Consider the following 25,418-nt stretch of genomic DNA (forward strand, 5'->3'; position numbering starts at 1 on the left):
CGACTTCACGTCATACTTATCCCATGAGTGCGTGCGATCCCCTCCTGGCTAACCTGCCACGCCTGCCTATCGCCAACGCTTTGGATCGCATTGCACCTTCAATCAAGCCAGGTCATGCCCTAGTTCTTCCTTCTCCGCCTGGCTCCGGTAAGACGACTTTGCTTCCTCCTCTTCTTGAAGCGATCCTCGATACTCGTGTGATCGTGTGTGCGCCACGCCAGATCGCGGTGCGTAGTGCTGCTCGCCGTCTTGCTTGGCTCCTCGGCGAAAAGGTGGGTGACACGTCCGGATATCGAGTACGAGGCGACGTCAAGGTCTCCGACCGTACTCGGGTCGAATTTGTCACGCCCGGTATTATGCTTCGTCGCCTACAGGGCGATCCGGAGCTTGAAGGCGTTGGCGCCGTGGTCATCGATGAGTTCCACGAGCGCCATCTTGAAACGGATCTGTCGCTTGCGTTCATCGTGGACACGATGAGCGTCCTACGCCCAGATCTTCACCTGACTCTCACATCAGCAACTTTGAATGCTGATCGTTTGGCTTCGTTCCTTGGCGGCGTCCTCAATGAGGTCAACGTTGTTGATGTTCCCGGAGCACTGCATCCGATCACGACGCATTGGATGGCGCCGTCTACCCAACCTCTTGCAACGACAAGTAGCGGGAATGTGGTGGTCGCGCGTGAGTTCATCTCGCACATCGCGTCAGTCACGCGCCAAGCGGTCAGCCAGACCAATTCCGACATCCTCGTTTTCGTGCCCGGCACCAAAGAAATCGACGAGGCCGCCCAGGCTTTAGGAGGGTTCGGCCTCCACGAAGTTGGCGGGGTCATGATGGATGTGCGGGGCCTGCACGGGCACCTCGCTCCCGGACAGCAAGACGCGATTCTGAGCGTCGACGATAGTCAGAAAGTCCGACGGATCATTATTACAACGTCGATCGCAGAGTCGTCTTTGACCGTGCCGAGCATTGGATGTGTTGTGGATTCTGGTCTTGCACGCGTTCCGTCGTATGACGTTCAACGCGATGCAGGTTCATTGATAACAGTTCCAGCGCCTCGCGCGAGTTGTGATCAGCGTGCTGGGCGCTCTGCCAGACTCGGGCCGGGCACGGTGTATCGCTGCTTTGATCAGGTGAGTTTCGCGCGCAGACCCGACCAGATCACCCCGGAAATCCTGTCGACGGATCTTGCAGACGCTGAGCTTCAAGCGCGTTGCTGGACCAGTGGTGGTTTGGATGCGTTGGCGCTTATTGACCCAGCCCCGCCTGGAGCATTAAAGCGTGCCCACGAGCGCCTCCACGCCGCAGACCTTGTGGACGACAATTATTCTCCGACGACACTTGGTCGTCGCGTTGCTCGAATGCCTGTTTCCCCTTTCCTCGGGAAGGCTTTGATTGCCGCTTCACCACTGATCGGGAGTAAACGCGCCGCATACTTTGTCGCTCTTCTCGGTGAGAATCCTCGAGTTGGCAACGGTGACCTGGCACATTTTGCTCGACGATTGAAGGCGGGGCACGCCGATATTGCCCGTCGGGTACGTCAGTCTTCAAAGCGCCTCGAACACTGGGCGGATCCCCATTCCGACCCCGGTAGGCTCTCTGACGAAGAGGCGATTGGCCTCGTTGCTGGGCTTGCTCACCCAACGTGGATTGCTCGCGCGCGAGGTGGACAAAGCGGAACCTATCTTTTTGCTGACGGGCAGGGAGCTTCCCTCCCACCTTCGTCTCCACTGGCGGGAAGCGATTGGCTGGCAATCACGGATGTGACGCGCAGTGTCGGCCGAGCCGATGGTCTCATTCGAGCGGCTGTTCCGATTAGCGCCGAAGACGCACTATCCCTAGGACACTCACTCATCACGGAGCGCACGGACTGCACGCTCAGCGGTGGAAGAATCCGCGCAACCGCAACCACAATGCTTGGCGTCATTGCACTTGGGCAACCACGCAATGTGAAGCCCAGCCCTGAGGATGTCATGCGCCTACTCACCAATGAGTTCACCACCCACGGTCTTTCAATGCTGAAGTGGACTGAGTCTGCGACACATATGCGCGCTCGTCTCTCAGCGTTGCACGCGGTAGCGCCCGATATGTGGCCCGACGTGAGCGATGATGCGCTGATTGCCGACGCTGACTCGTGGTGTGCTCCCTTCATTTCCGCGTTGGCAGAGGGCGAATCGATCGCCAGGATTGACACTGCGTCGCTCATCAGGAGCTTGATCCCTTGGCGGCATGCGGGTTCTTTCGACGAGTGGGCTCCCGCCGACATTAAGATTCCCACCGGAGAGCGAAGGAAAATCGACTGGTCAACTGGCACTCCAACGGTGACACTGCGGGTACAGGAAGCCTTCGGTTGGACTGTAACGCCCACCTTCGCCAACGGGCGTCTTCCCCTTCTTATTCACTTGACGGACCCCGCGGGCAGACCCACTGCCGTCACATCAGACCTCGCAAGTTTTTGGGCAGGGCCTTACCAGCAGGTGCGATCCCAGCTACGGGGTCGTTATCCCAAGCATCTATGGCCTGAAGACCCGATGAGCGCGAAGCCGACATCGCGCGCGAAACCTCGTCGATAATTCCCACTCAAGGTGCTCAACGAGGCGCAGGCATGACTCGCACCACCACATGGTGAAATCAGGATTGAAAACCGTCGTAGCAGTCGTTGAATAGGCCGATCATGAACGCACTGCGCATCCTTTCCTTTTCACGTGCGTGACTCAACAGTAAGCTGATCTTCTTTAAGGAAAAACATGAACGACATACGCTGAAGAATTCGCCCCTACGTGTCGTTGGCGGTGGCAAGGCTGGCAAGTCCAGTATCGAGTTCCAGCAGGTCATCAATGGTTTGAGGACGCATGATCCAACGCGCCTGACCGCTTTCAACAGCAATGACACCCGGTTTGGTCAACATATTGTAGTTCGATGCCATCGAATAACCGTAGGCACCGGTCACCGGGATAACGAGAAGGTCCCCGGCGTGCACATCACTCGGAAGATCAACATCCCAGACGATAACGTCGCCGCTCTCGCAGTGCTTGCCCACGATTCGCGAGCGCACTGGTTCGACATCGGAAACACGATTCGCGAGCGTCGCCGTGTAGCGTGCCCCGTATAAAGCCGGTCGAATATTGTCAGCCATCCCCCCATCGACCGCGATGTAGCGACGCTTCAGGCCATCTCCTAGGGTCGCGTCTTTTACGGCCCCAACGCGATAGAGGCTCACCATCGCGGGTCCAACAACCGAACGCCCAGGCTCAACTGAAACGTGCGGAACGGGGAAGTCCAGCTCAGCGCACGCGTCACGCACTGCACCCGCAATTGCGCGCGCTATCTCAATAGGCGAAGTCGGTGTTTCGTCATCACCCGTGTAGGCAACGCCAGCCCCACCGCCAAGATCAATATCGGGAATTGTCAGGCCGGTACGCTCCTGGATCTGCTTCGCCAGCCGGCAGATAATCGTAGCCGCTTCAACGAATGCGTCAATGCCGATGATCTGCGAGCCGATATGCGAGTGCAGGCCTCGCAACTCAAGATGATCCGAGGAGGCAATCGAGTCAACGACCTCGTCAAGCTGACCATCGAAGGCACCAACGCCGAACTTCTGATCCTCGTGCCCGGTGGAAATGTATTCGTTTCCGCCCGCACGCACACCCGTCTTCACGCGCACCATGACACGTGCGACGACGCCCAGCTTCTGAGCGATGCGTTCGAGCTGGCCGACTTCGTAGAGGGAATCGATGAAGATTCGCTCGATACCTTCTTTGTTGCCTGCCAACAGCGCACGTTCGATTTCGCTATCAAGCTTGTTGTTCCCGTGCAACCCCACTTTGGCGGGGTTTACGCCGGAGCGCAACACCATTGTCAGCTCGCCGAGGGAAGCCGTATCGACTCCCATCCCTGCGTCCGTGACGACACGGACTACGTCGGATGAAAGGAATGCCTTGCCGGCGTAGAAGGCGTCACCGCCATTCATTCCGTAGCCGTCCCAGAATTCTTCGGCCATCGCGGTCGCCCAGACATTCGCGCGTCCAGCAAGATCAGCGCGATCGAGGACAAACGCGGGCGTGGCAAAGCCATCGGCAAGGTCCGTCAAAGAAACTCCACCGATTTCTAGAACACCATTGTCAAGGCGCTTGGCCGACCAAGGCCACATGTCGGGCCGTTGATCGGGCTCTGGGCAAATCAGGTCCCCGATGGGGCGGGCGTCAAACGATGCTGGCGCTTCCCCCACGTCACATCCGTTCCGGAGCAGCGACGCCCAACAGGCCAAGGCCGGTACGCAGAACCTGCGCCACGGCATCATTCAGCCAGAGGCGGGCAACGTGACCCGCATCGACTGGATCATCTCCACGAGGAGTGACGCGGCACTGGCCGTACCACGTGTGGTATGTAGCAGCGAGAGCCTCGAGGTAGCGGGCGACACGGTGCGGTTCACGTAGCTCAGCAGCCTGGGCGACCTGGGCAGGGAACTGGGCAAGCACACCCAGAAGATCCGAATCCGCCTGCGTATCGAGAGCTGAGGGCTCGAATCCAGCTTCGCGCGTCACGCCGTGTTCGGCGGCATTGCGCGCAACGTTACGAGTACGCGCATGTGCGTATTGGACGTAGTAGACGGGGTTTTCATTCGTGTGCGATGACAGCAGGTCAAGGTCGATGTCGAGGTTGGAGTCCATCGAAACGCGGACCAGCGAGTAGCGGGCCGCATCGACACCCACAGCATCAACAAGGTCATCAAGAGTCACGATCGTGCCCGCACGCTTCGACATACGAACCGGCTTGCCATCCTTCACCAAGTTCACCATCTGACCGATGAGGATCTGCATGTTCTCACCCGGCTTATCACCGAAGGCTTCACACATTGCCATCATGCGACCGATGTAACCGTGGTGGTCAGCACCGAGCAGGTAGATTGCGACGTCTGCGCCACGCTGACGCTTATCCAAGTAGTAGGCAACGTCTCCAGCGAAGTAGGCGGCCTGACCATCCGATTTAATGAGGACACGATCCTTGTCGTCACCGTACTTGGTAGTGCGCAACCACACGGCGCCATCTTGGTCGAAGACCTCTCCGCGTTCGCGCAGGGTTTCAATCGCACGAGCGACTGCCCCTGATTCGTGGAGAGAGTCTTCGTGGAAGAAGACATCGAACTCAGAACGGAAGTCAGATAAGCGCTGTTTGATCTCGCCGAACATCAGCTCTACGCCACGAGCGCGGAAGACTTCAACAGCCTCTTCAGTTTCGAGGGTGACAGGATCAGGCTGAGCGGCCGTAGCCGCATCGGCACGCACCTGGGCAGCAATATCGGCGATGTACTGGCCACCGTAGCCGTCTTCAGGCGCTTCTTGACCCATTGCACGGGCATAGAGGGAACGCGCGAAGCGATCAATCTGCGAACCGTGATCGTTGAAGTAGTACTCGCGGGTTACCTGTGCACCCGCTGCAACCATCAGACGAGCAAGCGAGTCACCGACAGCTGCCCAGCGAGCACCGCCAAGGTGAACCGGACCGGTCGGGTTTGCGGACACGTATTCGAGGTTCACGTGCTTGCCAGCAAGCTTGTCTCCGGTGCCATAGGCATCGCCAGCTTCGAGGATCGTTCGAGCAAGTTCACCAGCAGATGCGGCACCGAGCCGAATGTTAATAAAGCCCGGTCCTGCGATCTCGGCCTCGTCGATTCCCTCAACTGAGACAAGTGCGGAAGTGAGAAGCTGCGCGAAGTCACGAGGCGCCATGCCGGCCTTCTTGCCCAGTTGCATCGCGATATTGGTTGCCCAATCGCCATGGTCGCGGTTGCGCGGACGCTCAACCTTCACAGGGTCGGGAACGTCTTCAGCATTCAGGGTAAGCGAACCATTATCGATAGCAGCGATGATGGCCTGACGAATAACAAGTGCAAGTTCTTCTGGAGTCACGCCTTCTAGGGTAGTTGTTTTCGTCCCCGATTAGCTACGCGCACCGAGGTGAAATAGGACGAGTTGAAAGCAAATCTGCAGGTCAGGAACGGAATCGTTACCGGTAACGTATCCGTAAATGATTTAAAAACAACCCGACAGCCATTAAATGACTCAACCAAGCCATTTTTTCGTCACCAAATTGTGACCTGACAATCTTTTAAAAATGTGGACGCAAACGCCTTCATCGTCCTATGCTCACTATCACCGGAAACGTTACCGACGGAGATAACAATTCTTCAGACGTAGCCCCCCGCTATCGCATCAACTTGACGCACTTCAGGTAGCGTCACGAACTCGAAGCGTCCAAAGGAGGACACCTGCGATGTCGAAGTTCATGAAGGTCGCCGCAGCATCCGTTGCAGCAGCCGCCGCCCTTTCTACTCTGGCAGCTTGCTCGTCAGGTTCAGATTCAGCCGATGACACCACCGGCTCCGTCTACTACCTGAACTTCAAGCCTGAATCCGATGCCACCTGGCAGGAAATCGCCAAGGCGTACACCGAGGAAACCGGCGTCGAGGTCAAGGTCGTCACGGCAGCTTCCGGCACCTACGAACAGACCCTCAAGTCTGAAATCGCCAAGTCAGACGCTCCGACCCTGTTCCAGATCAACGGCCCCATCGGCCTGAAGAACTGGCAGGACTATACCGCCGACCTGACCGACACCGACTTCAACAAGGCTCTCCTTGACCCATCAATGGCAGTCAAGGGTGAAGATGGCAAGGTCTACGGCGTTCCTTACGTCGTCGAAGGCTATGGCATCATCTACAACCAGTCCATCATGGACAAGTACTTCGCCCTCTCCGGCGCGAAGGCTTCCTCGATGGAAGAAATCAACAACTTCGCCACGCTGAAGACTGTTGTTGAGGACATGCAGGCCCGCAAGGACGAGCTCGGCATCGACGGCGTCTTTGCTTCAACCTCACTCAAGCCCGGTGAAGACTGGCGCTGGCAGACGCACCTCGCCGACCTTCCCGTCTACTTCGAGTACCAGGACGACGGCGTGGACGACAAGGCAGAAATGACCTTCTCGCACGGCAATGAGTTCAAGAACATCTTCGATCTCTACCTGCAGAATTCCACCATTGATCCGAAGCTCGCTTCCTCCAAGGCAGTCAACGACTCCATGGCTGAGTTCGCCCTCGGCAAGGCCGCTATGGTTCAGAATGGCAACTGGGCATACGGCCAGATTTCTGACATCGAAGGCAACACTGTCAAGCCTGAAGATGTCAAGATGCTCCCGATCTACACCGGACACAAGGGCGAAGAAACCCAGGGCTTGAACATCGGCACTGAGAACTTCTTCTCGATCAACTCTCAGGTTTCCGAGGCCAAGCAGAAGGCTTCGATCGACTTCGTCAACTGGTTGATCAACTCCGAAAAGGGCAAGAAGTACATGGTCGAAGACCTCGGCTTCATCCCGCCGTTCAACACCTTCACCGATGCTGAGCAGCCGGCCGATCCGTTAGCAAAGGAAGTTGTTTCCTACCTGTCCAACACCGAGCTGACCACGATTCCGTGGGTCTTCACCACCTTCCCGAGCCAGACCTTCAAGGATGACTTCGGTGCCGCCCTGTCGCAGTACGCAGCAGGCCAGATGGATTGGGACAAGGTCGTCGAAACCTTCACCACCGGATGGGCAGCTGAAAAGGGCGCCTGAGCTTAACGCTCCGCACTAATCTGCCGAATACGGGTGTGCGGGAACCAACCGGGTCCCGCACACCCGCCTTCGCATAGTTCAAGGAAGAACTTTTCATGATTAAAGCTCTTAAGAAATTTGGGTTGCTCTTCGTCGGACCCACATTCCTTGCGTACACGCTGGCGTTCCTTGCCCCGTTCGCAATCGGTTTGTACCTGTCCTTCGCGAAGTTCACGACCGTCACCAACGCGACGTTTGTCGGCGTTCAGAACTACATTGATGCATTCAGCGACAAGCAGGGCTTCGTTACCGCTCTGATCTTCACCGCCGCCATCACAATTGTTTCCATCATTACGGTCAACGTGTTTGCATTCGCAATCGCCTACGCACTGACCCGCAAGCTCAAGGGTACGAACTTCTTCCGTACCGTCTTCTTCATGCCGAACCTGATCGGCGGCATCGTCTTGGGCTACACCTGGCAGACAATTCTGAACGCACTCTTGCTGCACTGGCAAACCACGCTGGTCACCAATGCCACCTACGGCTTCGTCGGTTTGATCATCCTGATCAACTGGCAGATGGTCGGCTACATGATGATCATCTACATCGCCGGTCTTCAGGGTGTTCCGAAGGAACTCATTGAAGCAGCTGAAATCGATGGCGCAGGAAAGTGGACGATTCTTCGTAACGTGACCATCCCGATGGTCATGCCGTCGATCACCATCTGCTTGTTCCTGACGCTTTCCAACTCGTTCAAGCTCTACGACCAGAACCTCGCATTGACGAACGGCCAACCGCTCGACATGACCGAGATGGTTGCTCTGAACATCGTTAACACATTCTACTCGCGCGTCGGTTTCGAGGGCGTTGGTCAAGCCAAGGCCGTGATCTTCTTCCTCATCGTTTCCGTGATCGCATTCATTCAGTTGCGCGCAACCCGTAGCAAGGAGGTCGAAGCGTGAGCACAAAGGCTGCCCCCATCGTTGCCACGGAAGAACGCTCTAACCCCGTCGGCAAGGCGATTCTCTACATCGTTTTGATCGCACTGACTCTGGTGTTCCTTGGCCCCCTGTTCTTCATCTTGATGAACTCGTTCAAGGGCCGTCTGTTCATCTCTGATAACCCGTTTGCTCTGCCACTGGGCGATTACTTCGCCGGTATTCAGAACTACGTGACGGGCCTCGAGCAGACCGGGTTCTTGGCCGCCGCAGGCTGGTCATTCTTCATCACGATCGGTTCTTTGATTCTGATCGTCTTCTTCTGCGCGATGACCGCGTACTACATTACGCGTGTGAAGACGTGGTGGACGAACCTGCTTTACCTCTTCTTCGTCTTCTCGATGATCGTTCCTTTCCAGATGGTCATGTTCCCGACCGTCAAGATCGCTGACATATTGCACCTCGACAACCCAATCGGCATGATCCTGCTGTACCTGGGCTTTGGTGCTCCCCTGTCGGTCTTCATCATCTCCGGCTTCGTGAAGTCAATTCCTCTGGAGATTGAAGAAGCCTCCATGATTGATGGGTGCGGTCCGGTTCAGAACTACTTCCGCATCGTTATGCCGATGCTGAAGCCCGTAATGATCACCGTCGCGATCCTCAACGCGATGTGGGTCTGGAACGACTACCTTCTGCCCTACTTGGTTATTGGCCTGTCGACCCCGTACAAGACGATCCCTGTTGTTGTTCAGCAGCTGGTCGGCTCGCGCGGTTCAAACGACATGGGCGCGTTGATGGCAATGCTCGTTCTTGCGATCATTCCGATCATCATCTTCTACCTGTCCAGCCAGAAGCACATCATTGAAGGCGTCGTCGCCGGCGCAGTCAAGGGCTGAACATACTCATGACGGACTCGCCCCTTATCTGAAGATGCGTCGCACCACACTTGGTGTGACACGGCCCACGATAAGGGGCGAGCACCGTTTAACCCCCGTTTTCTAGAGAGCGAAACGAAGGCGATCATGCGAGCCTCGAATTCCCGCCCCACGATTAAAGACATCGCCAAAGTCGCCGGTGTTGGTGTGGTGACAGTGTCTCGTGCACTCAATAACAAGCCCGATATCTCCGACTCCACTCGCGAACGCATTGTGGCGCTCGCCGATCAGATGGGATATCGCCCCAACCGTCACGCTCGCTTCCTCAAGCTCTCTCACAATCCTGCGATTGCCCTGATCATCAAGGGTATCGATAATCCGTTCTTCCAACAGGTTCTCGATCCATTGGAAGCTATCGTCCGTGAAAAGAACTATCTTCTGACCGTCGTGAAGGTCCCCCACTGGGCTGACGAAGTCGAAGAGGCCACGAAGATCGTTGATGAAGAACTGATGGCGGGAGCTATTTTCCTTGGCGGCTCTTTCCGCCACGAAGCATCCGTCTTCAAGAAGTTCAACGTGCCTTTCGTGCTTTCCACGGTGTCACGTCTGCCCAAGGTTGATGATTCGGCGTATTCGTCTGTAGCCGTTGATGACCAAGAAGAAGCTACCCGCGCTGTCCAACACCTGATTGACTTGGGGCATACAACGATTGCCGCCCTTGGCGTTCCCGAAGGGGATGCTTCTGTTGGCGCCCAGCGCATCACCGGCTATCGACAGGCTCTTTCAAATGCCGGTATTCCGCTTGATGACGATCTGATTCGCTTCGAAACACGCGAGCAGATGAACCCCTACACCTACGAACACGGATATCACTTGGCGAAGCGCCTGCTTCAAGAGCGTCCCGATGTGACCGCGATTTTTGCCATCGCGGATGTTCTCGCGATTGGTGCAATGCGCGCAATTCGCGAAGCGGGTTTGTCGATTCCTGATGACATGTCCATCATTGGTTTTGACGGTATTACGATCGGCCAGTTTGTCGAACCTGAACTGACGACTGTCGTTCAGCCTCCCCTTGAGATCGCTCGCCTGACCTGCGATGTCTTATTCGAGCAGATCAATGATTCCGCACCGGTCCGCCACGTCTTTGTTCCCGCCACGATTCATGCTGGTGGCACGACTGCTCCCCTGGTTCAGAGCGGAGAAGCCAAGTGAGCTCACGTTTTGGGCCTGATTCGTCAATCGCTCAGGTGCTGTCGTGGATTGCGGCGCTTGTGATGGCGAACGTTGTCGGTTTGCTCATTTCGCTACCCGTCGTCACTTTCGGTGTGGGTCTTGGTGTGATGACGCTGGTTTCGTTGCGTTTGATTGCTTCCGAGTCCACGGCGATTGCCCCGGCCGTCGCTCAGGTTGTCCGCAAGGCAGCGTTGCCCGCGATTCTCCTTGCACTTATTGAAGGTCTTCTTTTCTCCCTACTGTTGTGGGAGTGGTCTGTGACGACGCATCTTGCTTCCCACTCAATGGCATTGATCGTTCGTGCGCTGATTGTGTTTGTGGTGCTGATTGCAGCGTTTACGCACGTGTGGGTCTGGCCGATGTTTGCTCACCGTTTGGCATACAGGGGACGCGTAAGCGTCAAAGATCTTCCGCGTTTGGCCAGCGCTGCGCTTTTGGCATCCGCGGCGAAGCTTCATCGGACTCTGTTGGCGTTGCTCGTTGTGGCTGGACCGCTTGTGCTGGCATCAATTTCACTGCCGTGGGCTATCCGTTTGCTTTTCTGGTTCGTCGTCTTCGGGATTGCCTTCGCCCAGTACGTCTGCGTGCTCGCTACCTACCCCGTGCTCTCCACCGATCAGGTTGACGAGGCTTCGAGCGAATCTTGATCCCTGGTCACGCTGGTCTAGCGTTGCTTTGGCGTGTTCATGCTCTTCATTCTTGAGTGACATCTCAATAAAAACGCGTTAGGGTTCCGGTATGCCGAAACTTGATTCTACGGAGATGCAGTCGCATACTCCAGGCACATCAAAGACCCATCACCCGTCGCTTGCGACACTGCTGGGTCCTGCATTCGTTGCGGCAATCGCCTACGTGGACCCTGGGAATGTTGCAGCAAACATTACCGCCGGCGCACGCTACAGCTACCTGCTGGTATGGGTTCTTCTAGCATCCAACCTTGCAGCAATGCTCATTCAATACTTGAGCGCAAAGCTGGGCCTAGTCACGCGGCAATCACTGCCCGCTCTTCTCGGCACACGTTTGAAAAAACGCGCACGCATTGGCTACTGGCTTCAAGCAGAAGTCGTTGCAGCCGCAACTGACTTAGCGGAAGTCATCGGCGGAGCTCTAGCACTTCACCTCCTTTTCGGGCTCCCGCTTCTTACCGGCGGAATCATTGTCGGTGTCGTTTCAACATTGTTGTTAACCCTGCAAGGTAGCGGGACACAAAAGATCTTTGAACGCGTCATCATCGGCCTTTTGGTCATCATCACAATCGGATTCCTTGCAGGACTGGCCATTGCTCCGCCAGACGGCCCGTCAGTTGTGGCCGGCCTCGTCCCCCGATTTGCTGGCACGGACTCGGTTCTCGTCGCAGCGTCCATGCTTGGCGCAACCGTGATGCCACACGCGATTTACCTGCATTCCTCGCTGGTGAACGACCACGACGAAAAAGCTCCTCGCGCGAACCTGAAACATTACTTGCGAGCAACCCGGATTGATATCGTGTGGGCACTCGGATTGGCGGGAATCGTCAACATCGGTCTGCTTCTTCTCGCAGCATCCGCACTATCAGGGGTCAGCGGAACAGACACCATTGAAGGTGCTCACACTGCAATCGCCAGCGCACTTGGACCGGTCGTTGCCATGATCTTCGCCGTTGGTCTCCTCGCGTCAGGCCTAGCATCGACATCCGTTGGCGCATACGCCGGTTCAGAAATCATGGCCGGATTGCTTCACATTCGGATCCCGCTGATTGTGCGACGACTGATCACGCTAATCCCCGCCCTCATCATCCTCGGCATAGGGGCAGAACCGACGTGGGCATTGGTCGTCTCCCAAGTCATCCTGTCCTTCGGCATTCCCTTCGCGATTCTTCCTTTGATCCGCTACACGCGCCAGCCTTCGATTATGGGCGAGCACTCGAATGCGATGATCACGCAGGTTTGTGGAACTCTGATTGCCGTCGCAATCGTGGCACTCAACATTTTCCTTGTGGCGCTGACCTTAGCTCCCTACTTCGGATTCGACATCTAGGGGCAGGCCCAACTGAGCTACTTGCCCTGTGACAACGCGAATGGGGTCCCTCGGAAAACCGAGGGACCCCATTCTATTGAGTTTCAGCGTCTAACGACACCACTCACTTTCGATGCGCTTCGTCGTAATCATCCATTTCGGAAATACGACGCTGGTGACGTTCATCTTCAGAGAACGGGGTTTCGAGGAAGGCATCGATGAATGCCAGGCACTCTTCGACGGTGTGCTGACGCGCACCAACAGAGACGACGTTCGCATTGTTGTGCTCGCGGGCAAGACGTGCGGTCGAATCATTCCACACCAGCGCAGCGCGCACACCCTTCACACGGTTCGCGGCCATTTGCTCACCATTTCCGGAGCCACCGATAACGACACCCAGAGAACCGGCATCTGCAACCACTGCTTCTGCTGCTTCAATGCAGAACGGCGGGTAGTCGTCCAGCGAGTCGTACTCATGGGCACCGTGGTCAACAACGTCGTAACCTTTTTCCTTGAGGTGCTCGACGACCTTTTCCTTCAGCTCATAGCCAGCATGGTCTGTTCCAATATGAACGCGCATTGTGTCCCTTCCTTGGGTATCAGCGAATCAACTCCCCTAGTATGACACTCCTCACCCCTCAGCGTCATCAGGGCGTTCGCCTATGCACGAAAGTGAAGCAGTCAAGCGCCATTCTTCACCCACCATCAACCTTTGCTAGACTCAATGCGTTAAGCCCCGATAGCTCAGTGGATAGAGCGTTCGCCTCCGGAGCGAAAGGTCGCAGGTTCGAATCCTGTTCGGGGCACTTTTTGTGCCCAATCACATCTGGACGAACATTCAGGGCAAAGTGTTAACAATCATCAAAAACGGACATCTTCGGCAAGATATTGCGGTTTCACGTTAGGCTGAAACGGTACGCACGAATATGTGCCTGTCCCTAGTAATCGACGACAAGGATCCCGATGACCTTCCAATGGTGGTCTCTTCTGCCGTTCGTAGCAATGCTTGCATCCATTGCACTCTTCCCGATCATCCCCGCCACACACAAGTGGTGGGAACGTAACTCCAGCCAGCTTCTGGTTGCCCTCGTTCTAGGCCTACCCACGCTGGCATTCATGGTGTACATGATCGGAAATGAAGCGCTGATTGACGTCGGTGTTGAATACGTTCAGTTCATTGCTCTGCTTCTTTCGCTCTTCATCATCTCCGGCGGTATCCACCTTGAAGGTGACATTCGCGCAACCCCGAAGAACAACACAGTTTTCTTGGCTATCGGTGGCACGCTTGCCTCTTTCATCGGAACGACAGGCGCCGCAATGCTCCTGATTCGCCCTCTTCTTGCGACGAATAAAGAACGTACCTACCGCGTACATACCGTGCTGTTTACAATCTTCATCGTTGCTAACTGCGGTGGCATACTGACACCTCTCGGCGACCCGCCACTGTTCCTAGGCTTCTTGAACGGTGTCCCCTTCACCTGGACATTCCAGCTGTGGAAGGAATGGTTGTTCGTACTTGTGCTGATGCTCGGTATGTACTACTCGCTCGACCGTCTGCTTTACTCGTCGGAGCCTCAAGCGCAAATCGTCAGGGACGATACCCAGATCACCCCACTGCGCCTGCGCGGTGCTTTCAACCTGGTTCTTTTCGCCATTGTCATCGTCGCCGTTGCCAAGATCCCCTCGTGGAACGCTCACGAGATCATTGAAGGCCACGCGCATGGAGCAGACCTGGTGCCGTGGCGCGAGATCGTCATGCTCAGCGCCGCAGCAATCTCTTACTTTGCGGGCTCTAAGAAGATCCGCTACGAGGACAATGCCTTTACGTGGGCCCCAATCCTTGAGGTTGCAGCCCTGTTCATCGGCATCTTCTCGACGATGGCTCCGGCATTGCGCTTCTTGGAGCAGGTTGCACCGCACCTCCCCCTGAACCGCGTTACCTTCTTTATCTTCACGGGCGGCCTGTCCTCGATCTTGGATAACGCCCCGACCTACATGACTTTCTTCGAAATGGCGAAGTCGCTGGGTGGCGATGGAACCCTGATCGCGGGTGTCCCCGAGTACTACTTGGTCCCGATTTCGTTGGGTGCAGTCTTCTGCGGGGCATTGACGTACATCGGCAATGGTCCGAACTTCATGGTCAAGTCAGTTGCTGACGCCGATGGCGTCGATATGCCGTCCTTCGGCGGATACGTTGTGAAAGCGTTCCAAGACTTGCTTCCGACATTGGTTGCCATGGCTTTAATCTTCGTTGCCGAATCCATGATCGCTCATCTCGCAGGTTGGGTACTGGCAGCGCTCCTCGTCGCTCAGATGGTGTGGCGCGTAAAGCTCGCCAACGACGTGGAAGCTGGAAAGCGTGAACCCGTAATCACTCACCACCACGTTGTGGCTGACCGATAACCTTTCAGCTTGAAAGACAATTCGGGGTGTGCGCCGCGCTGCGCACACCCCGAATGCGTGTGTAAGTATGGGGTCAGCATCGACGTCAACAGCGGATCAAACATACAGAACCTCGCTGGCACTCTCTGAGGTCATTCGAGGCAAAAAACCGGATCCACTCCACGCGCAAACCCCACAACGTCGCCTCACACGCCCAAACCTGCCAGCTCGCGCGTAACGCAAAAGAAAACGCACCTGCATGCACATAAACGCATGGGGGCGCATTCTGCTCACGACGCTCAGTCGCGCGGGTGCTGACCCCGCATCGCGCCTGGAGGAGGAAGCTCTTCCCAAAGTCCGCGATCGATCAGATAGTCGCGCAGACACTTCGGCTTATTGGTCACAAAGCCGTCGACTCCAAGAGCGATCAGCTGATTAAGATCGTCAATCTCATCGACCGTCCAGACGTGGACAGCTAAACCATGCGAATGGGCCGCCGCAACAAAACGACGATCCACAACGGTCACGGGGCCGAAGGACAGCGGAACCTGAGCGGCAACAACGCCCTGATGAGAACCTGGAATCCGCCATGTGCGCGTCTTCGTTGCGCTCTTTGCAGCCGCAACCAAACGCACCACTGATTGACTACCCAACGACGTTGCAATCTGGCCCTGAGATTGCTCTCTGAGCCACTTCAGCCGACGCTCGTTAAACGATGCCAGGACAACGCGATCCTCAGCATGAGCCTGACGGACAACATCCAACAGAGGCCCCTCAACACCGGGAACCTTCGCATCGATGTTGAAGTACAGATCCGGGAAGGTCTCAAGAGCTTCGGACAGCAACGGAATACGATCACCGTGATCGTTCGTGTACGTCTTCAACTCATCCCACGTCATCTGAGCAATCAGACCAGAACCGTTGTACACGCGATCGATCATCGGATCATGGTGGACAACAACCTTGCCATCAGCGGTCAGATGAACATCGGTTTCAATGTGGCGGATACCGAGCTGACGTGCATCAGCGAATGCCTCAAGCGAGTTTTCAGGCGCGACCTCGTTGCCTCCCCTGTGGGCAAGAATGATCGGCCCGACGCGAGAAGAAACCGGGATCATGAACAAGCCTGCTCTCCGAAATAAACTGCGCCAACTTCTTTAAGCCATGCTTCGGGATCGATGGGCTCGTCGTTGGAGTTATGGATTTCAAAGTGAAGGTGCGGGCCAGTTGACCAACCGTTGTTTCCAACGGCACCGATTACCTGTCCCGCTTCTACGGTGTCGCCCACACGGACCTTGATCTGATCCATGTACTGGTGCAGGTACGCGCTATAGAAAATGCTTCCGTCTTCACGGACGTGCTTGATCTTCACCAACGCACCGGAACGGCTGTTTTCAGAGACCTCGACGACCTCGCCGCCATACACGGCGTGTAGCGGAGTTCCCAGTGGGCCAGCCATGTCGATGCCTTCGTGCATCTGTAGCTGACCAGAAATCGGGGAAACGCGCATCAAGAACGGCGACGTGATCTCGAACGTTCCTGCTGGCATTGGCCAGTAGATCTCCGAGGATCGAACCTGGACATCTCGATTGCCCGCGGCTGTCTGGGCAGAGGGCAAGCACCCATTGAGAGTCAAAGGTGCGCGAACTCGTGTGCGAGATGCTGCGGTGACGGACCCTTCAAGGGCCTGCGATTGCGCGACGACCGTTGCCGTTGTCCAGGACTCGTCACCGGCACTGACACCAAGTGCACGCGCAGGAAGTTCAACAGAAGACTGAGCGCCAACAAACCCCGACAGCGGGATCGCGACAGTCGTTGCCGTTAGCACAGCAAGAACACCGACACGAGCTACACGACGAGTAACGTGGGATTGTCTTTTGCGAGGCGTAGACGCGTCCAGATCGCTATGTCCATGAATCTGCCGACGTGACGGCAACGGACATTCAATCTTGGCTTCAGACACGCTGAACGTTCCTTTTCATCTGCTGATTTCAGGGAGTTGCCCTCGAAGTGAGTGCCCGAGTTCAACGCTTACTAACCTACATCGTATTGCCTGGCGGTTAAAGAGGTTTGGTTGAAAGTGGGAGTCATAACTCATCGCGGTCGCGAGTGATCACATCGCGTTGCAATGAGTCACGAACCTCGCCGACCAATTCTTCTAGAACATCTTCAAGGAAGAGCACGCCAATTCGTTCTCCTGCTTGGTTTTTCACCAGTGCACAGTGCGTTCCCGAACGTTGCATTGCGCGGAGCGCGTCTTCGACTTCATCGGTTGATGCAACGGTTTCCATCTTGCGGATACGCCAGGCGGGAATCGGTTGAGTGCGATTCGTAGCATCGGCATAGAGTACGTCCTTCAGGTGAATGTACCCAGCGATTTCACCGGATTGAGCAACGATCGGGAAGCGCGAGAAACCTGTTCGAGCGACTTCTTTTTCAACCTCGTCGGGGGTGACATCGGGCTCCAAAGTAACCAGGTCACCCAAAGGAACCATCGCTGACCCAGCGGTTTCAGTCGAGAATTCCAAGGTTCCCGAGAGCAGACCAAAGTCGTCACTCAAAGCTCCTTCAGCGGTCGAGTATTCGACGATGGAGGCCACTTCTTCGGCTGTAAACGTTGCCGCAATTTCAGATTTAGGTTCAATTCCACGAAGTGACAGGAACCAGTTCGCCAATGAATCCATTGCGTGGATAATCGGGCTGACAACGTGTCCAATTGCCACCAGAGGCGGCGCAAGAAGCAGAAGGAGTCGTGCCGGGTTTGCGATCGACACGTTCTTCGGCACCATTTCACCGAACACTACGTGCAGGAACAACACGATAATCAGTGCGACAATAAAACCAACGATGTGCGCCGACGAGGCAGGTAAGCCCAGTGAAACCAGCGGATGCTCCACGAGGTGCGCGATCGCCGGTTCTGCGACGACGCCGAGGGTTGTTGATGCGACCGTGACACCCAGCTGACAGATAGCGAGCATCAATGATACGTGTTCAAGTGCGAACATCGCCTGAGCGCTTCCGCGACGCTTTTCTTCGCAGAGAGGCTCGATCTGCGAACGGCGCGACGATGTCGTCGCAAATTCTCCGGCGACGAAGAAAGCATTCATTGCCAGCAACACAACGGTGATTCCAAGACCCCAACCGGCGCTCATAGCTGAACCTCCGGTTCTTCATCTTCCTGATCAGGCACATAGAGCGCTATCTGCATAATGCGTCGACCCTGCATGTGTTCAACTTCGAGGATCACTGAGTGCACGTCAACGCGGTCGCCAACCATCGGGATGCGTCCAAGTTGGGCCATCACGAGGCCGCCTATCGTGTCGTAGGCGTTGTCTTCAGGAAGGGCGATCCGAGTTCGTTCGAAGAGCTCATCGGGGCGCAGGGTTCCGGGGATCAGCAGAGCGCCGTCGGCACGGGTACGGATTCCGAGGCGACGCCCATCATGCTCGTCGGACACTTCACCAACGATTTCTTCGATGACGTCCTCCAAAGTGACAACACCTGCCACCCCACCGTATTCATCGACGACGATTGCCATTTGCAGGCCTTCGTCACGCAATTGCACCATCAGAGGACCAATGGGGACTGTTTCGGGAACCGATGGAACCTCTGCCATCAGGGATGCAGACACAACGGGGACCTCGTCGCGACGCTCGAAAGGAACTCCGATGGCACGGCGCAACGAAACCAAGCCGATGATGTCATCTAAATCCTCACCGACGATCGGAAAACGTGAGTGCCCGGTTTCTCGTGAGAGGGCGACAACATCAGATGCGACGGCGGTGTCCGGCAGGAAGTGAAGCAGCCCGCGGTCTGTCATGACGTCGGCAGCGGTGAACTCGGACAGGCGGATTGAGTTCGTCAACAACGAGGCGGTCGACGTGTCGATCGTGCCTTCTTCGGCTGAGTGTCGAACCATTGCTTCGAGTTCAGACGCTGACCGAGCAGATGAGATCTCTTCCTGAGGCTCGATGTTCACCAGTTTGAGCACCGCGTTCGCCGACCCGTTCAAAACGAAAATAATCGGCTTCATCAGCGCAGTGAAGAACATATGAAAGGGAACGACAAGACCCGCGGTTTTTAAGGGGTGAGCGAGCGCAAGGTTCTTTGGAACCAGCTCACCAAAGAGCATTGATACGGCGTTAATGAAAACTGCCGCCACAATCGCGGCGATACCCGTGGCAAGCCCAGCCGCTAAACCAGCACTTCCGAGTGCCGTTTCAAGAAGGTCAGCGATTGTTACCTGCGTGGTGTAGCCGAGAAGAATCGTGGTCAGCGTAATACCAACTTGGGCTCCAGAGAGCTGGGTCGACAGTGTTTTCGTTGCCTTCAGGACTTCTCCGGCGGATTTGTCGCCGGCTTGGAATCGCTTTTCAACGACCGCTTGATCGAGCGCGACCAGCGAAAACTCCGCAGACACGAAAATAAATGTGCCGATTATCAGAACGATGCCAAGCACGAGCATCGCAATAGTTGCGATCACTGCGTGACCTTACTGTTGGATGGTAAATCAGAATCCATAACCCGTTCAGTTTACCGATTCGTGCTCTGTGTAGCACAAGAATCCACTCTGTTGCCAGTTTCACCAAAAATTCTTCTTCTTTTCCCCAAAGACGCGTTCAGGCTATATCCAATCTCTATAAAATCGGGCCTAAAGACCCAGACTGTCCGTATGCTTTGCCGTAGGGTTCACGGCTGAACAGAACGGAGATTCTCGTGGCAACTGACAACGGAGCACAGCCGCAGGCAAATAATTGGTACGTCGACACCATGCGTCGCGCGTATCAGGCGGATCCAACTTCGGTTGATCCCTCGTGGCGCGCATTTTTTGCGACCGAGTCCGCTCCTCCTCAGTTGCGTGTTCCTCAGCCAACTGCCGAGGCCGCTCCGGCCGCATCGCACCCCGCCCCCGTTCAGGCCGCGGTTTTCCCGCCGGCGGCCTCGTCGATCCACGATCACCCCACGACACACTTCGCACAGCCGAAAGCACGTATCTTAGCTGAATCTGTGTTCGAGGAACCCGAAGCGGACGCACCGGAAACGAACGTGGAGTCCGTGACGCGTTCTGACCTGCCCCCGGCTCCTCCGGCGCGCATCATGGAAGCAACGTCTCCCTATACTCGTCAGATGCACGGCCACACCGCCGCATCACTCAACACTGATCTTGCCGAGGAAGACGAGCTCCACATCCTCAAGGGCGTGGCACGCGCAACCGCGAAGAACATGGATGAATCCCTCTCTGTTCCCACTGCAACGTCACAGCGTCAGATACCTGCGAAGCTCCTGATTGAAAACCGCGCTCTGATCAACGCTCACTTGGCGCGCACCGTTGGTGGCAAGGTTTCCTTCACCCACCTGATTGGCTACGCCTTGGTCGAGGCTCTGTGCGAAATGCCGGATATGAACGTCCGCTATCAGATGGAAGGCACCAAGGCCGCGATCCACCGTCTAGCCCACGTCGGATTCGGCTTAGCAATTGACGTCACCAACGCCTCCGGCGGGCGTTCTCTGATGGTCCCGGTCGTCCACAAGGCAGACACCATGACCTTCATGGAATTCGTTGACGCATATCAGGATCTGGTCAAGCGTGCGCGCACAGGCGATCTTGGTACCGGTGACTTCCAAGGGGCAACCGTTACTCTGACAAACCCTGGAACAATCGGTACAACAACATCTGTTCCTCGCCTGATGAAGGGGCAGGGCCTCATTATCGGTGTTGGCGCAACCGACTACCCCGCCGAATACCGCGGAGTTTCCCCGCGCAAGCTGGCAGCAATGGGCATCGGCAAAACCATGTTCATGTCGTCGACCTACGACCACCGCATTATTCAAGGTGCGGCCTCCGGCCAGTTCCTCGCGCTCATCGATAAAAAGCTGTCGGGTCTGGATGGATTCTACGAACGCGTTTTCTCTTCACTTCACATCCCCCAGTACCCCTACGCCTGGGAAGCGGACCACGAGTACGACGTCGAGCGTGAGAAGGGGAAGCCCGCGCGCATCGTAGAGCTGATCCACGCATTCCGCTCACGCGGTCACCTTGCCGCAGACACGGACCCGTTGGCATACCGCGTGCGCCGCCACCCCGACCTGGATATCACCCAGTACGGCCTGTCCGTATGGGACCTCGATCGTCCCTTCCCGACCGGCGGATTCGGTGGCCAACAGCAAATGTTGCTACGCGATATCCTGACTCGCCTGTCCGACACGTACACGCGTAGCGTCGGCATCGAATACATGCATATTCAGGATCCCGAGCAACGACAGTGGGTCCAGCACCGCATCGAACTCCCCTACGAAGTTCCCACTCCAGTTGAACAGCGTCGAATTCTGTCAACGCTGATCCGCGCCGAAGCGTTCGAAGAGTTCCTTCAGACCAAGTTCATGGGACAGAAGCGTTTCTCCCTTGAAGGTGGCGAGTCACTGATCCCGCTTCTTGATGAGCTCCTTGCACGATCGGCACGAGAAGGTATCCACGAAGTTGCGATCGGAATGGCGCACCGTGGCCGACTGAATGTTCTGGCGAATATTGCTGGCAAGTCCTACGCGCAGATCTTCTCCGAGTTTGAAGGAAACCAAGATACTTCGTCGGTTCAGGGCTCCGGTGACGTGAAGTATCACCTAGGAACCTGGGGCGTCTACACCTTGGAAGACGGTGTGGCAACGAAGGTGTACATGGGCGCTAACCCATCGCACCTCGAGGCCGCCGACGCCGTCCTCGAAGGCATTGTCCGCGGCAAGCAGGAAGTGCTTGGCGATGAAAGCCTGCCAATTATCCCTGTTCTGGTTCACGGCGACGCCGCGTTCATTGGCCAAGGTGTTGTCCAGGAAACCCTCAACATGAGCCAGCTGACCGGTTACAAGACCGGTGGCACGATCCACGTGATCGTGAACAACCAGATTGGCTTCACAACCGGACCAACGTCTGGCCGTTCGACCCGCTACCCCACCGACCTTGCCAAGGGCCTCCAGGTACCGATCCTCCATGTGAACGGCGACGATCCGGAAGCTGTTGTCCGCATGGCAGCACTCGCCTTCGAGTACCGCAATACGTTCCATAAGGACGTCATCATCGACATGGTCTGCTATCGCCGTCGCGGTCACAACGAAGGCGATGACCCGTCGATGACCCAGCCCGTCATGTACGGATTGATTAATAAGATCCCGTCGACACGCACCGTTTACACGCGGAACCTCGTTGGTCGTCACCAACTGACAGAAGACGAGGCCCTCGCTTCGGCGACCGCGTACGAGAACGAGCTCTCGCGCATCCTGTCCGAAACTCGCGAAAACGGGTGGGCACCGCAAGATGATGCTGAGAAGGAAAGCGCCGGCTGGTTGATGCCCGACTCTCAGTTGCCCGGTTCCGGCATGATGATTGGCTGGCAGTCAGCAACAACGACGGAAGAAATCCGCCGCATCGGTGACGCTCACGTTTCCTTCCCGCCCGGCTTTACCCCGCATCCGAAGATGGCTCAGCTCTGCGAGCGACGCCAAGAAATGGCCTACGGGAAGCGTCCCATTGACTGGGGATTCGGCGAACTCTTGGCTCTTGGCACACTGCTGATGGAGGGAACGCCCGTTCGTTTCTCGGGTGAAGACGCACGTCGCGCGACCTTCGTCCAGCGCCACGCTGTTCTTCACGACAACACGAACGGCCGTGAATTCACACCGCTTCAGTTCCTGACCCCAACGCAGGCGAAGTTCGATATCTTCGACTCTCCCCTGTCGGAGTATGCGGTGCTCGCATACGACTACGGTTATTCGGTGGAACGTCCCGATGCTCTGACCGTCTGGGAAGCACAGTTCGGTGACTTCGCGAACGGCGCGCAGCCCGTCATCGATGAGTTCGTGTGCTCCGCCGAGCAGAAGTGGGGCCAGCGTTCTTCCTTGGTGATGATGCTTCCCCACGGTTTCGAAGGTCAAGGTCCCGACCACTCGTCGGCGCGTATCGAGCGTTACCTGCAGTTGGCTGCCCAGGACAATATGTGGATCGTTCAGCCGTCTACTCCGGCTAACCACTTCCATATGTTGCGTCAGCAAGCCTATCGACGCCCGCGTAAGCCTCTGATTGCCTTCACGCCCAAGCAACTGCTCCGTCTTGCCGCCGCAACTTCTAAGATTGAAGACTTCACATCTGGGACCTTTAGACCAATCATCGGTGAAGTTGATCCGTCGATTGATGCAACGCAGGTCACCAGGGTCTTGATCTGTTCCGGACGCATTTACTATGACCTTGTTAAGGAACGCAAAGCGCGTGACGATCGTTCAACGGCAATCATTCGTCTTGAACAGTTCTACCCGCTTCCCGCCCAGGAGCTTGCTTTAGAGCTTGCCCGCTACCCGCACGCAGAAATTATGTGGGTTCAGGATGAGCCGAAGAACCAAGGTCCCTGGCCGTTCCTGGCACTCAATATGTTCATGGAGTTTGAACGTCCTGTTCGCCTTGTCTCTCGCCCCGAATCGGCAACAACCGCAGCCGGTCGAGGATCGGATCACAAGCGGCAGAACGCCGAACTCATGGCAGCAGCATTTGCTCGCTGACTCGAGGGAGCCCAATGAGACTTTGCGTTATCGGAGACGAACTGGTCACTGGAACTGGTGACCCGCGAGCGCTCGGCTGGATTGGTCGCGTGCTTGCTCGATCAGAGTTTGCAACGGCTCCAACGGTGATGACATTGGGCGTTCCCGGGGAATCCACGAATAGCCTGGCAGCGCGTTGGGAATCGGAAGTCGGGCTCCGCTTGGGTGCCGAAGGACCTCGCGGTTTGATTGTCGGTGTTGGTACCGCTGATATTTCAGCGGGTTTAAGCTCGGCTCGTTCGCGCTTGAATCTGGCGAATATCACCGATCGTGCTGCCTCGCTGGGGATTCCTTGCTTCGTGGTGGGACCTCCACCTCTTGCCGGGAGTGATTCTTCGTCGGTTGCTCAGCTTTCCCGTTCGATGAGTGAAGTATGCCAGCGCCGTGGCCTTCCTTACGTTGATACGTACACTCCCCTTGTTGCGCACGATCAGTGGTTTGAAGACATGGCAGCCTCGAGGGCGCGAACGGATTCAGGGCTGACGCTTCCCGGCCAGTCCGGATACGCCTTGATGGCGTGGCTCGTACTGCATTCAGGGTGGTACGAATGGACGGGTGCGACGCCTCGCGAGTAATGCGAAGGAAACTGATAAAACAAAATGCCCGGAGGCTTTAGCCTCCGGGCATTGCGTTAAAGACGGCTCATGCGTTTGGACGCTTGCCGTGGTTCGCACCGTGCTTCTTACGATCGCGACGCTTGCGGCCCCTCTTCGACATGTTGATCTCCTCAAGTTTTGAATTCAACCCTGACAGTTTCCCATAAAAACAGCGGTTAAGCCAACAGGCTGACCGTCCTAGCGACACACGTCACTGCCCTGACGTTTCGACATATACAGATGTTGTTTCAACCTGAACCGATGAGAGGCGAGCAAGCAGACGGGCTTCGAATCCTTCGGGAAGAGGCTCGTCATCGAAGAAGTGTCGCAACGCGGTTCGCACATGGCGTTCATGGTCTAATTCTTGGGCGCAGTGCTCGCATCCAGAAGCATGCGCGATCAAGGCAAGGCGTTCGCGTTCGCAGGGGCCTTCGACTGTTCCGGTATCAATGAGCGAGCGACGTTCTTCGCATTCTTCACAATCCACCAGGGCGAAGAGCGCTTCTCGGAACGCGTCGCATCCGATGGCTTCACTCATTGTTATCTCCTGTAATTCCATATTCTTTGGCAAGGTCTGCGAGTGTTCGGCGCAGGCTTGCTCGGCCTCTAGAGAGACGCGACATGACGGTTCCAATCGGAATGTCGAGTATGTCGGCAATCTCTTTGTAGCTGAGCGATTCAACATCGGCGAGTACAACAACTGCTCGCTGTTCGTCGCTCAGGCTGTGTAATGCTTCTTGAATTTGTGTTGACGGAATCCGAGCGAGAGCCTCGGTTTCCGCCGATTTCAAAGCAACTGAGTCGTGAGAAGCTGCTTGCATGAGCTGCCAGTCTTCAACGTCTTCGTTAGGCGAGTGTTTGGGTCGACGTTGCGCTTTGCGATATTCGGAGATGAAGGTGTTCGTCAGTATCCGGTAGAGCCAGGCTTTCAGATTGGTGCCTTGGGCGTATTGATGGAACTTCGCATATGCGCGAAGATAGGTCTCTTGTACGAGGTCTTCAGCGTCTGTTCTGTTACCTGTCAGTCGCAGTGCTGCGCGGAAGAGCATTTTTTCGTACGGGATGGCATCGCGGACGAATGTCTGATCTAGTTCCACTTCTACAAAGGGACGAGAAGCGTTGTCGAAAGTAGTCATCGCTCTTAAGGGTAAGCGTTGGAGACCCAAATCGTGTGGTTCATACGTCTGTAAACGCGTGCGGACGAGGTTTGTATTCCATAATCAAGCGCGTTGTGG

General features: G+C 56.2%; 20 protein-coding genes and 1 tRNA gene. 11 read left to right on the forward strand and 10 right to left on the reverse strand.

Features of this window, described 5'->3' with window-relative positions:
- Positions 1–23 precede the first annotated feature (23 nt).
- The gene (gene hrpB, locus QP442_RS05655) at positions 24–2,570 is read left to right on the forward strand and encodes an ATP-dependent helicase HrpB (protein ID WP_285069687.1); all 2,547 of its coding nucleotides are present in this window, start codon (positions 24–26) and stop codon (positions 2,568–2,570) included.
- Between the two features lie 203 nt (positions 2,571–2,773).
- Here hrpB and lysA read toward each other — a convergent pair whose 3' ends face one another.
- Together lysA and argS are read right to left on the reverse strand one after the other, a co-directional pair.
- Positions 2,774–4,147 (reverse strand): diaminopimelate decarboxylase, encoded by a 1,374-nt coding sequence (lysA, locus tag QP442_RS05660; RefSeq protein ID WP_243440796.1) that lies wholly within the window; start codon positions 4,145–4,147, stop codon positions 2,774–2,776.
- Between the two features lie 79 nt (positions 4,148–4,226).
- Positions 4,227–5,906 carry an arginine--tRNA ligase gene (argS, locus tag QP442_RS05665; RefSeq protein ID WP_006681755.1) on the reverse strand — a complete coding sequence of 560 codons (1,680 nt, stop codon included), beginning with the start codon at positions 5,904–5,906 and terminating at the stop codon, positions 4,227–4,229.
- Between the two features lie 364 nt (positions 5,907–6,270).
- On the opposite strand from argS, the gene QP442_RS05670 reads away from it, so the two are divergent.
- From QP442_RS05670 to QP442_RS05695, 6 genes are all read left to right on the forward strand, one after another.
- Positions 6,271–7,605 (forward strand): ABC transporter substrate-binding protein, encoded by a 1,335-nt coding sequence (locus QP442_RS05670; protein WP_006681756.1) that lies wholly within the window; start codon positions 6,271–6,273, stop codon positions 7,603–7,605.
- 95 nt (positions 7,606–7,700) lie between these two features.
- Positions 7,701–8,546 carry a carbohydrate ABC transporter permease gene (locus tag QP442_RS05675; RefSeq protein ID WP_006681757.1) on the forward strand — a complete coding sequence of 282 codons (846 nt, stop codon included), beginning with the start codon at positions 7,701–7,703 and terminating at the stop codon, positions 8,544–8,546.
- Entirely contained in the window at positions 8,543–9,418 is an 876-nt protein-coding gene (locus tag QP442_RS05680; RefSeq protein WP_006681758.1) for a carbohydrate ABC transporter permease, read from the forward strand. Before QP442_RS05675 ends, QP442_RS05680 begins: the two co-directional genes overlap by 4 nt.
- A gap of 126 nt (positions 9,419–9,544) precedes the next feature.
- Entirely contained in the window at positions 9,545–10,609 is a 1,065-nt protein-coding gene (locus QP442_RS05685) for a LacI family DNA-binding transcriptional regulator (protein WP_006681759.1), read from the forward strand.
- The gene (locus QP442_RS05690; RefSeq protein ID WP_006681760.1) at positions 10,606–11,277 is read left to right on the forward strand and encodes a hypothetical protein; all 672 of its coding nucleotides are present in this window, start codon (positions 10,606–10,608) and stop codon (positions 11,275–11,277) included. Before QP442_RS05685 ends, QP442_RS05690 begins: the two co-directional genes overlap by 4 nt.
- 91 nt (positions 11,278–11,368) lie before the next feature.
- Positions 11,369–12,646 (forward strand): Nramp family divalent metal transporter, encoded by a 1,278-nt coding sequence (locus QP442_RS05695; RefSeq protein ID WP_219811041.1) that lies wholly within the window; start codon positions 11,369–11,371, stop codon positions 12,644–12,646.
- A gap of 103 nt (positions 12,647–12,749) precedes the next feature.
- On the opposite strand, the gene QP442_RS05700 is transcribed toward QP442_RS05695, so the two are convergent.
- Positions 12,750–13,205 (reverse strand): ribose-5-phosphate isomerase, encoded by a 456-nt coding sequence (locus QP442_RS05700; protein ID WP_006681762.1) that lies wholly within the window; start codon positions 13,203–13,205, stop codon positions 12,750–12,752.
- 153 nt (positions 13,206–13,358) lie between these two features.
- On the opposite strand from QP442_RS05700, the gene QP442_RS05705 reads away from it, so the two are divergent.
- Together QP442_RS05705 and QP442_RS05710 are read left to right on the forward strand one after the other, a co-directional pair.
- Positions 13,359–13,431 (forward strand) — tRNA-Arg (locus QP442_RS05705).
- Positions 13,432–13,588: 157 nt separating this feature from the next.
- Positions 13,589–15,028 carry a sodium:proton antiporter gene (locus tag QP442_RS05710; protein WP_285069688.1) on the forward strand — a complete coding sequence of 480 codons (1,440 nt, stop codon included), beginning with the start codon at positions 13,589–13,591 and terminating at the stop codon, positions 15,026–15,028.
- Between the two features lie 278 nt (positions 15,029–15,306).
- Here the strand turns inward: QP442_RS05710 and QP442_RS05715 are convergent, their stop codons facing one another.
- The 4 genes from QP442_RS05715 to QP442_RS05730 form a co-directional block, all read right to left on the reverse strand.
- Positions 15,307–16,125, reverse strand: a complete 819-nt coding sequence (locus QP442_RS05715) for a glycerophosphodiester phosphodiesterase (RefSeq protein ID WP_103633527.1) — start codon at positions 16,123–16,125, stop codon at positions 15,307–15,309.
- The gene (locus QP442_RS05720) at positions 16,122–16,970 is read right to left on the reverse strand and encodes a M23 family metallopeptidase (protein ID WP_103633526.1); all 849 of its coding nucleotides are present in this window, start codon (positions 16,968–16,970) and stop codon (positions 16,122–16,124) included. The genes QP442_RS05715 and QP442_RS05720 overlap by 4 nt, the downstream gene beginning before the upstream one ends.
- A 124-nt stretch (positions 16,971–17,094) precedes the next feature.
- The gene (locus QP442_RS05725; RefSeq protein WP_103633525.1) at positions 17,095–18,159 is read right to left on the reverse strand and encodes a hemolysin family protein; all 1,065 of its coding nucleotides are present in this window, start codon (positions 18,157–18,159) and stop codon (positions 17,095–17,097) included.
- Complete coding sequence (locus tag QP442_RS05730) at positions 18,156–19,487, reverse strand: hemolysin family protein (protein WP_103633627.1); 1,332 nt, start codon at positions 19,485–19,487, stop codon at positions 18,156–18,158. The genes QP442_RS05725 and QP442_RS05730 overlap by 4 nt, the downstream gene beginning before the upstream one ends.
- A 236-nt stretch (positions 19,488–19,723) precedes the next feature.
- On the opposite strand from QP442_RS05730, the gene QP442_RS05735 reads away from it, so the two are divergent.
- Both QP442_RS05735 and QP442_RS05740 read left to right on the forward strand, forming a co-directional pair.
- Complete coding sequence (locus tag QP442_RS05735; protein WP_103633524.1) at positions 19,724–23,548, forward strand: multifunctional oxoglutarate decarboxylase/oxoglutarate dehydrogenase thiamine pyrophosphate-binding subunit/dihydrolipoyllysine-residue succinyltransferase subunit; 3,825 nt, start codon at positions 19,724–19,726, stop codon at positions 23,546–23,548.
- A gap of 14 nt (positions 23,549–23,562) precedes the next feature.
- Positions 23,563–24,162: a GDSL-type esterase/lipase family protein gene (locus QP442_RS05740; RefSeq protein WP_006681769.1), complete on the forward strand. Its 600-nt coding sequence runs from the start codon at positions 23,563–23,565 to the stop codon at positions 24,160–24,162.
- A gap of 67 nt (positions 24,163–24,229) precedes the next feature.
- On the opposite strand, the gene QP442_RS08700 is transcribed toward QP442_RS05740, so the two are convergent.
- The 3 genes from QP442_RS08700 to QP442_RS05750 form a co-directional block, all read right to left on the reverse strand.
- Complete coding sequence (locus tag QP442_RS08700; protein ID WP_373273797.1) at positions 24,230–24,304, reverse strand: 50S ribosomal protein bL37; 75 nt, start codon at positions 24,302–24,304, stop codon at positions 24,230–24,232.
- Between the two features lie 90 nt (positions 24,305–24,394).
- Positions 24,395–24,721 carry an anti-sigma factor family protein gene (locus tag QP442_RS05745; protein WP_006681770.1) on the reverse strand — a complete coding sequence of 109 codons (327 nt, stop codon included), beginning with the start codon at positions 24,719–24,721 and terminating at the stop codon, positions 24,395–24,397.
- Positions 24,714–25,319 carry a sigma-70 family RNA polymerase sigma factor gene (locus QP442_RS05750; RefSeq protein WP_006681771.1) on the reverse strand — a complete coding sequence of 202 codons (606 nt, stop codon included), beginning with the start codon at positions 25,317–25,319 and terminating at the stop codon, positions 24,714–24,716. The genes QP442_RS05745 and QP442_RS05750 overlap by 8 nt, the downstream gene beginning before the upstream one ends.
- Between the last annotated feature and the right edge of the window lie 99 nt (positions 25,320–25,418).

The organism is Pauljensenia sp. UMB1177 (assembly GCF_030217965.1).
GTDB lineage: Bacteria > Actinomycetota > Actinomycetes > Actinomycetales > Actinomycetaceae > Pauljensenia > Pauljensenia turicensis_A.

Excerpts from the sequence above, each read along its gene's own strand:
- lysA (WP_243440796.1), bottom strand. The coding sequence starts at position 4,147 with ATGTGGCCTTGGTCGGCCAAGCGCCTTGACAATGGTGTTCTAGAAATC.
- hrpB (WP_285069687.1), top strand. The coding sequence starts at position 24 with ATGAGTGCGTGCGATCCCCTCCTGGCTAACCTGCCACGCCTGCCTATC.
- QP442_RS05700 (WP_006681762.1), bottom strand. The coding sequence starts at position 13,205 with ATGCGCGTTCATATTGGAACAGACCATGCTGGCTATGAGCTGAAGGAA.
- QP442_RS05685 (WP_006681759.1), top strand. The coding sequence starts at position 9,545 with ATGCGAGCCTCGAATTCCCGCCCCACGATTAAAGACATCGCCAAAGTC.
- QP442_RS05695 (WP_219811041.1), top strand. The coding sequence starts at position 11,369 with ATGCCGAAACTTGATTCTACGGAGATGCAGTCGCATACTCCAGGCACA.
- QP442_RS05725 (WP_103633525.1), bottom strand. The coding sequence starts at position 18,159 with ATGAGCGCCGGTTGGGGTCTTGGAATCACCGTTGTGTTGCTGGCAATG.
- QP442_RS05670 (WP_006681756.1), top strand. The coding sequence starts at position 6,271 with ATGTCGAAGTTCATGAAGGTCGCCGCAGCATCCGTTGCAGCAGCCGCC.
- QP442_RS05745 (WP_006681770.1), bottom strand. The coding sequence starts at position 24,721 with ATGAGTGAAGCCATCGGATGCGACGCGTTCCGAGAAGCGCTCTTCGCC.
- QP442_RS05715 (WP_103633527.1), bottom strand. The coding sequence starts at position 16,125 with ATGATCCCGGTTTCTTCTCGCGTCGGGCCGATCATTCTTGCCCACAGG.
- QP442_RS05675 (WP_006681757.1), top strand. The coding sequence starts at position 7,701 with ATGATTAAAGCTCTTAAGAAATTTGGGTTGCTCTTCGTCGGACCCACA.
- QP442_RS05750 (WP_006681771.1), bottom strand. The coding sequence starts at position 25,319 with ATGACTACTTTCGACAACGCTTCTCGTCCCTTTGTAGAAGTGGAACTA.
- QP442_RS05710 (WP_285069688.1), top strand. The coding sequence starts at position 13,589 with ATGACCTTCCAATGGTGGTCTCTTCTGCCGTTCGTAGCAATGCTTGCA.
- QP442_RS05740 (WP_006681769.1), top strand. The coding sequence starts at position 23,563 with ATGAGACTTTGCGTTATCGGAGACGAACTGGTCACTGGAACTGGTGAC.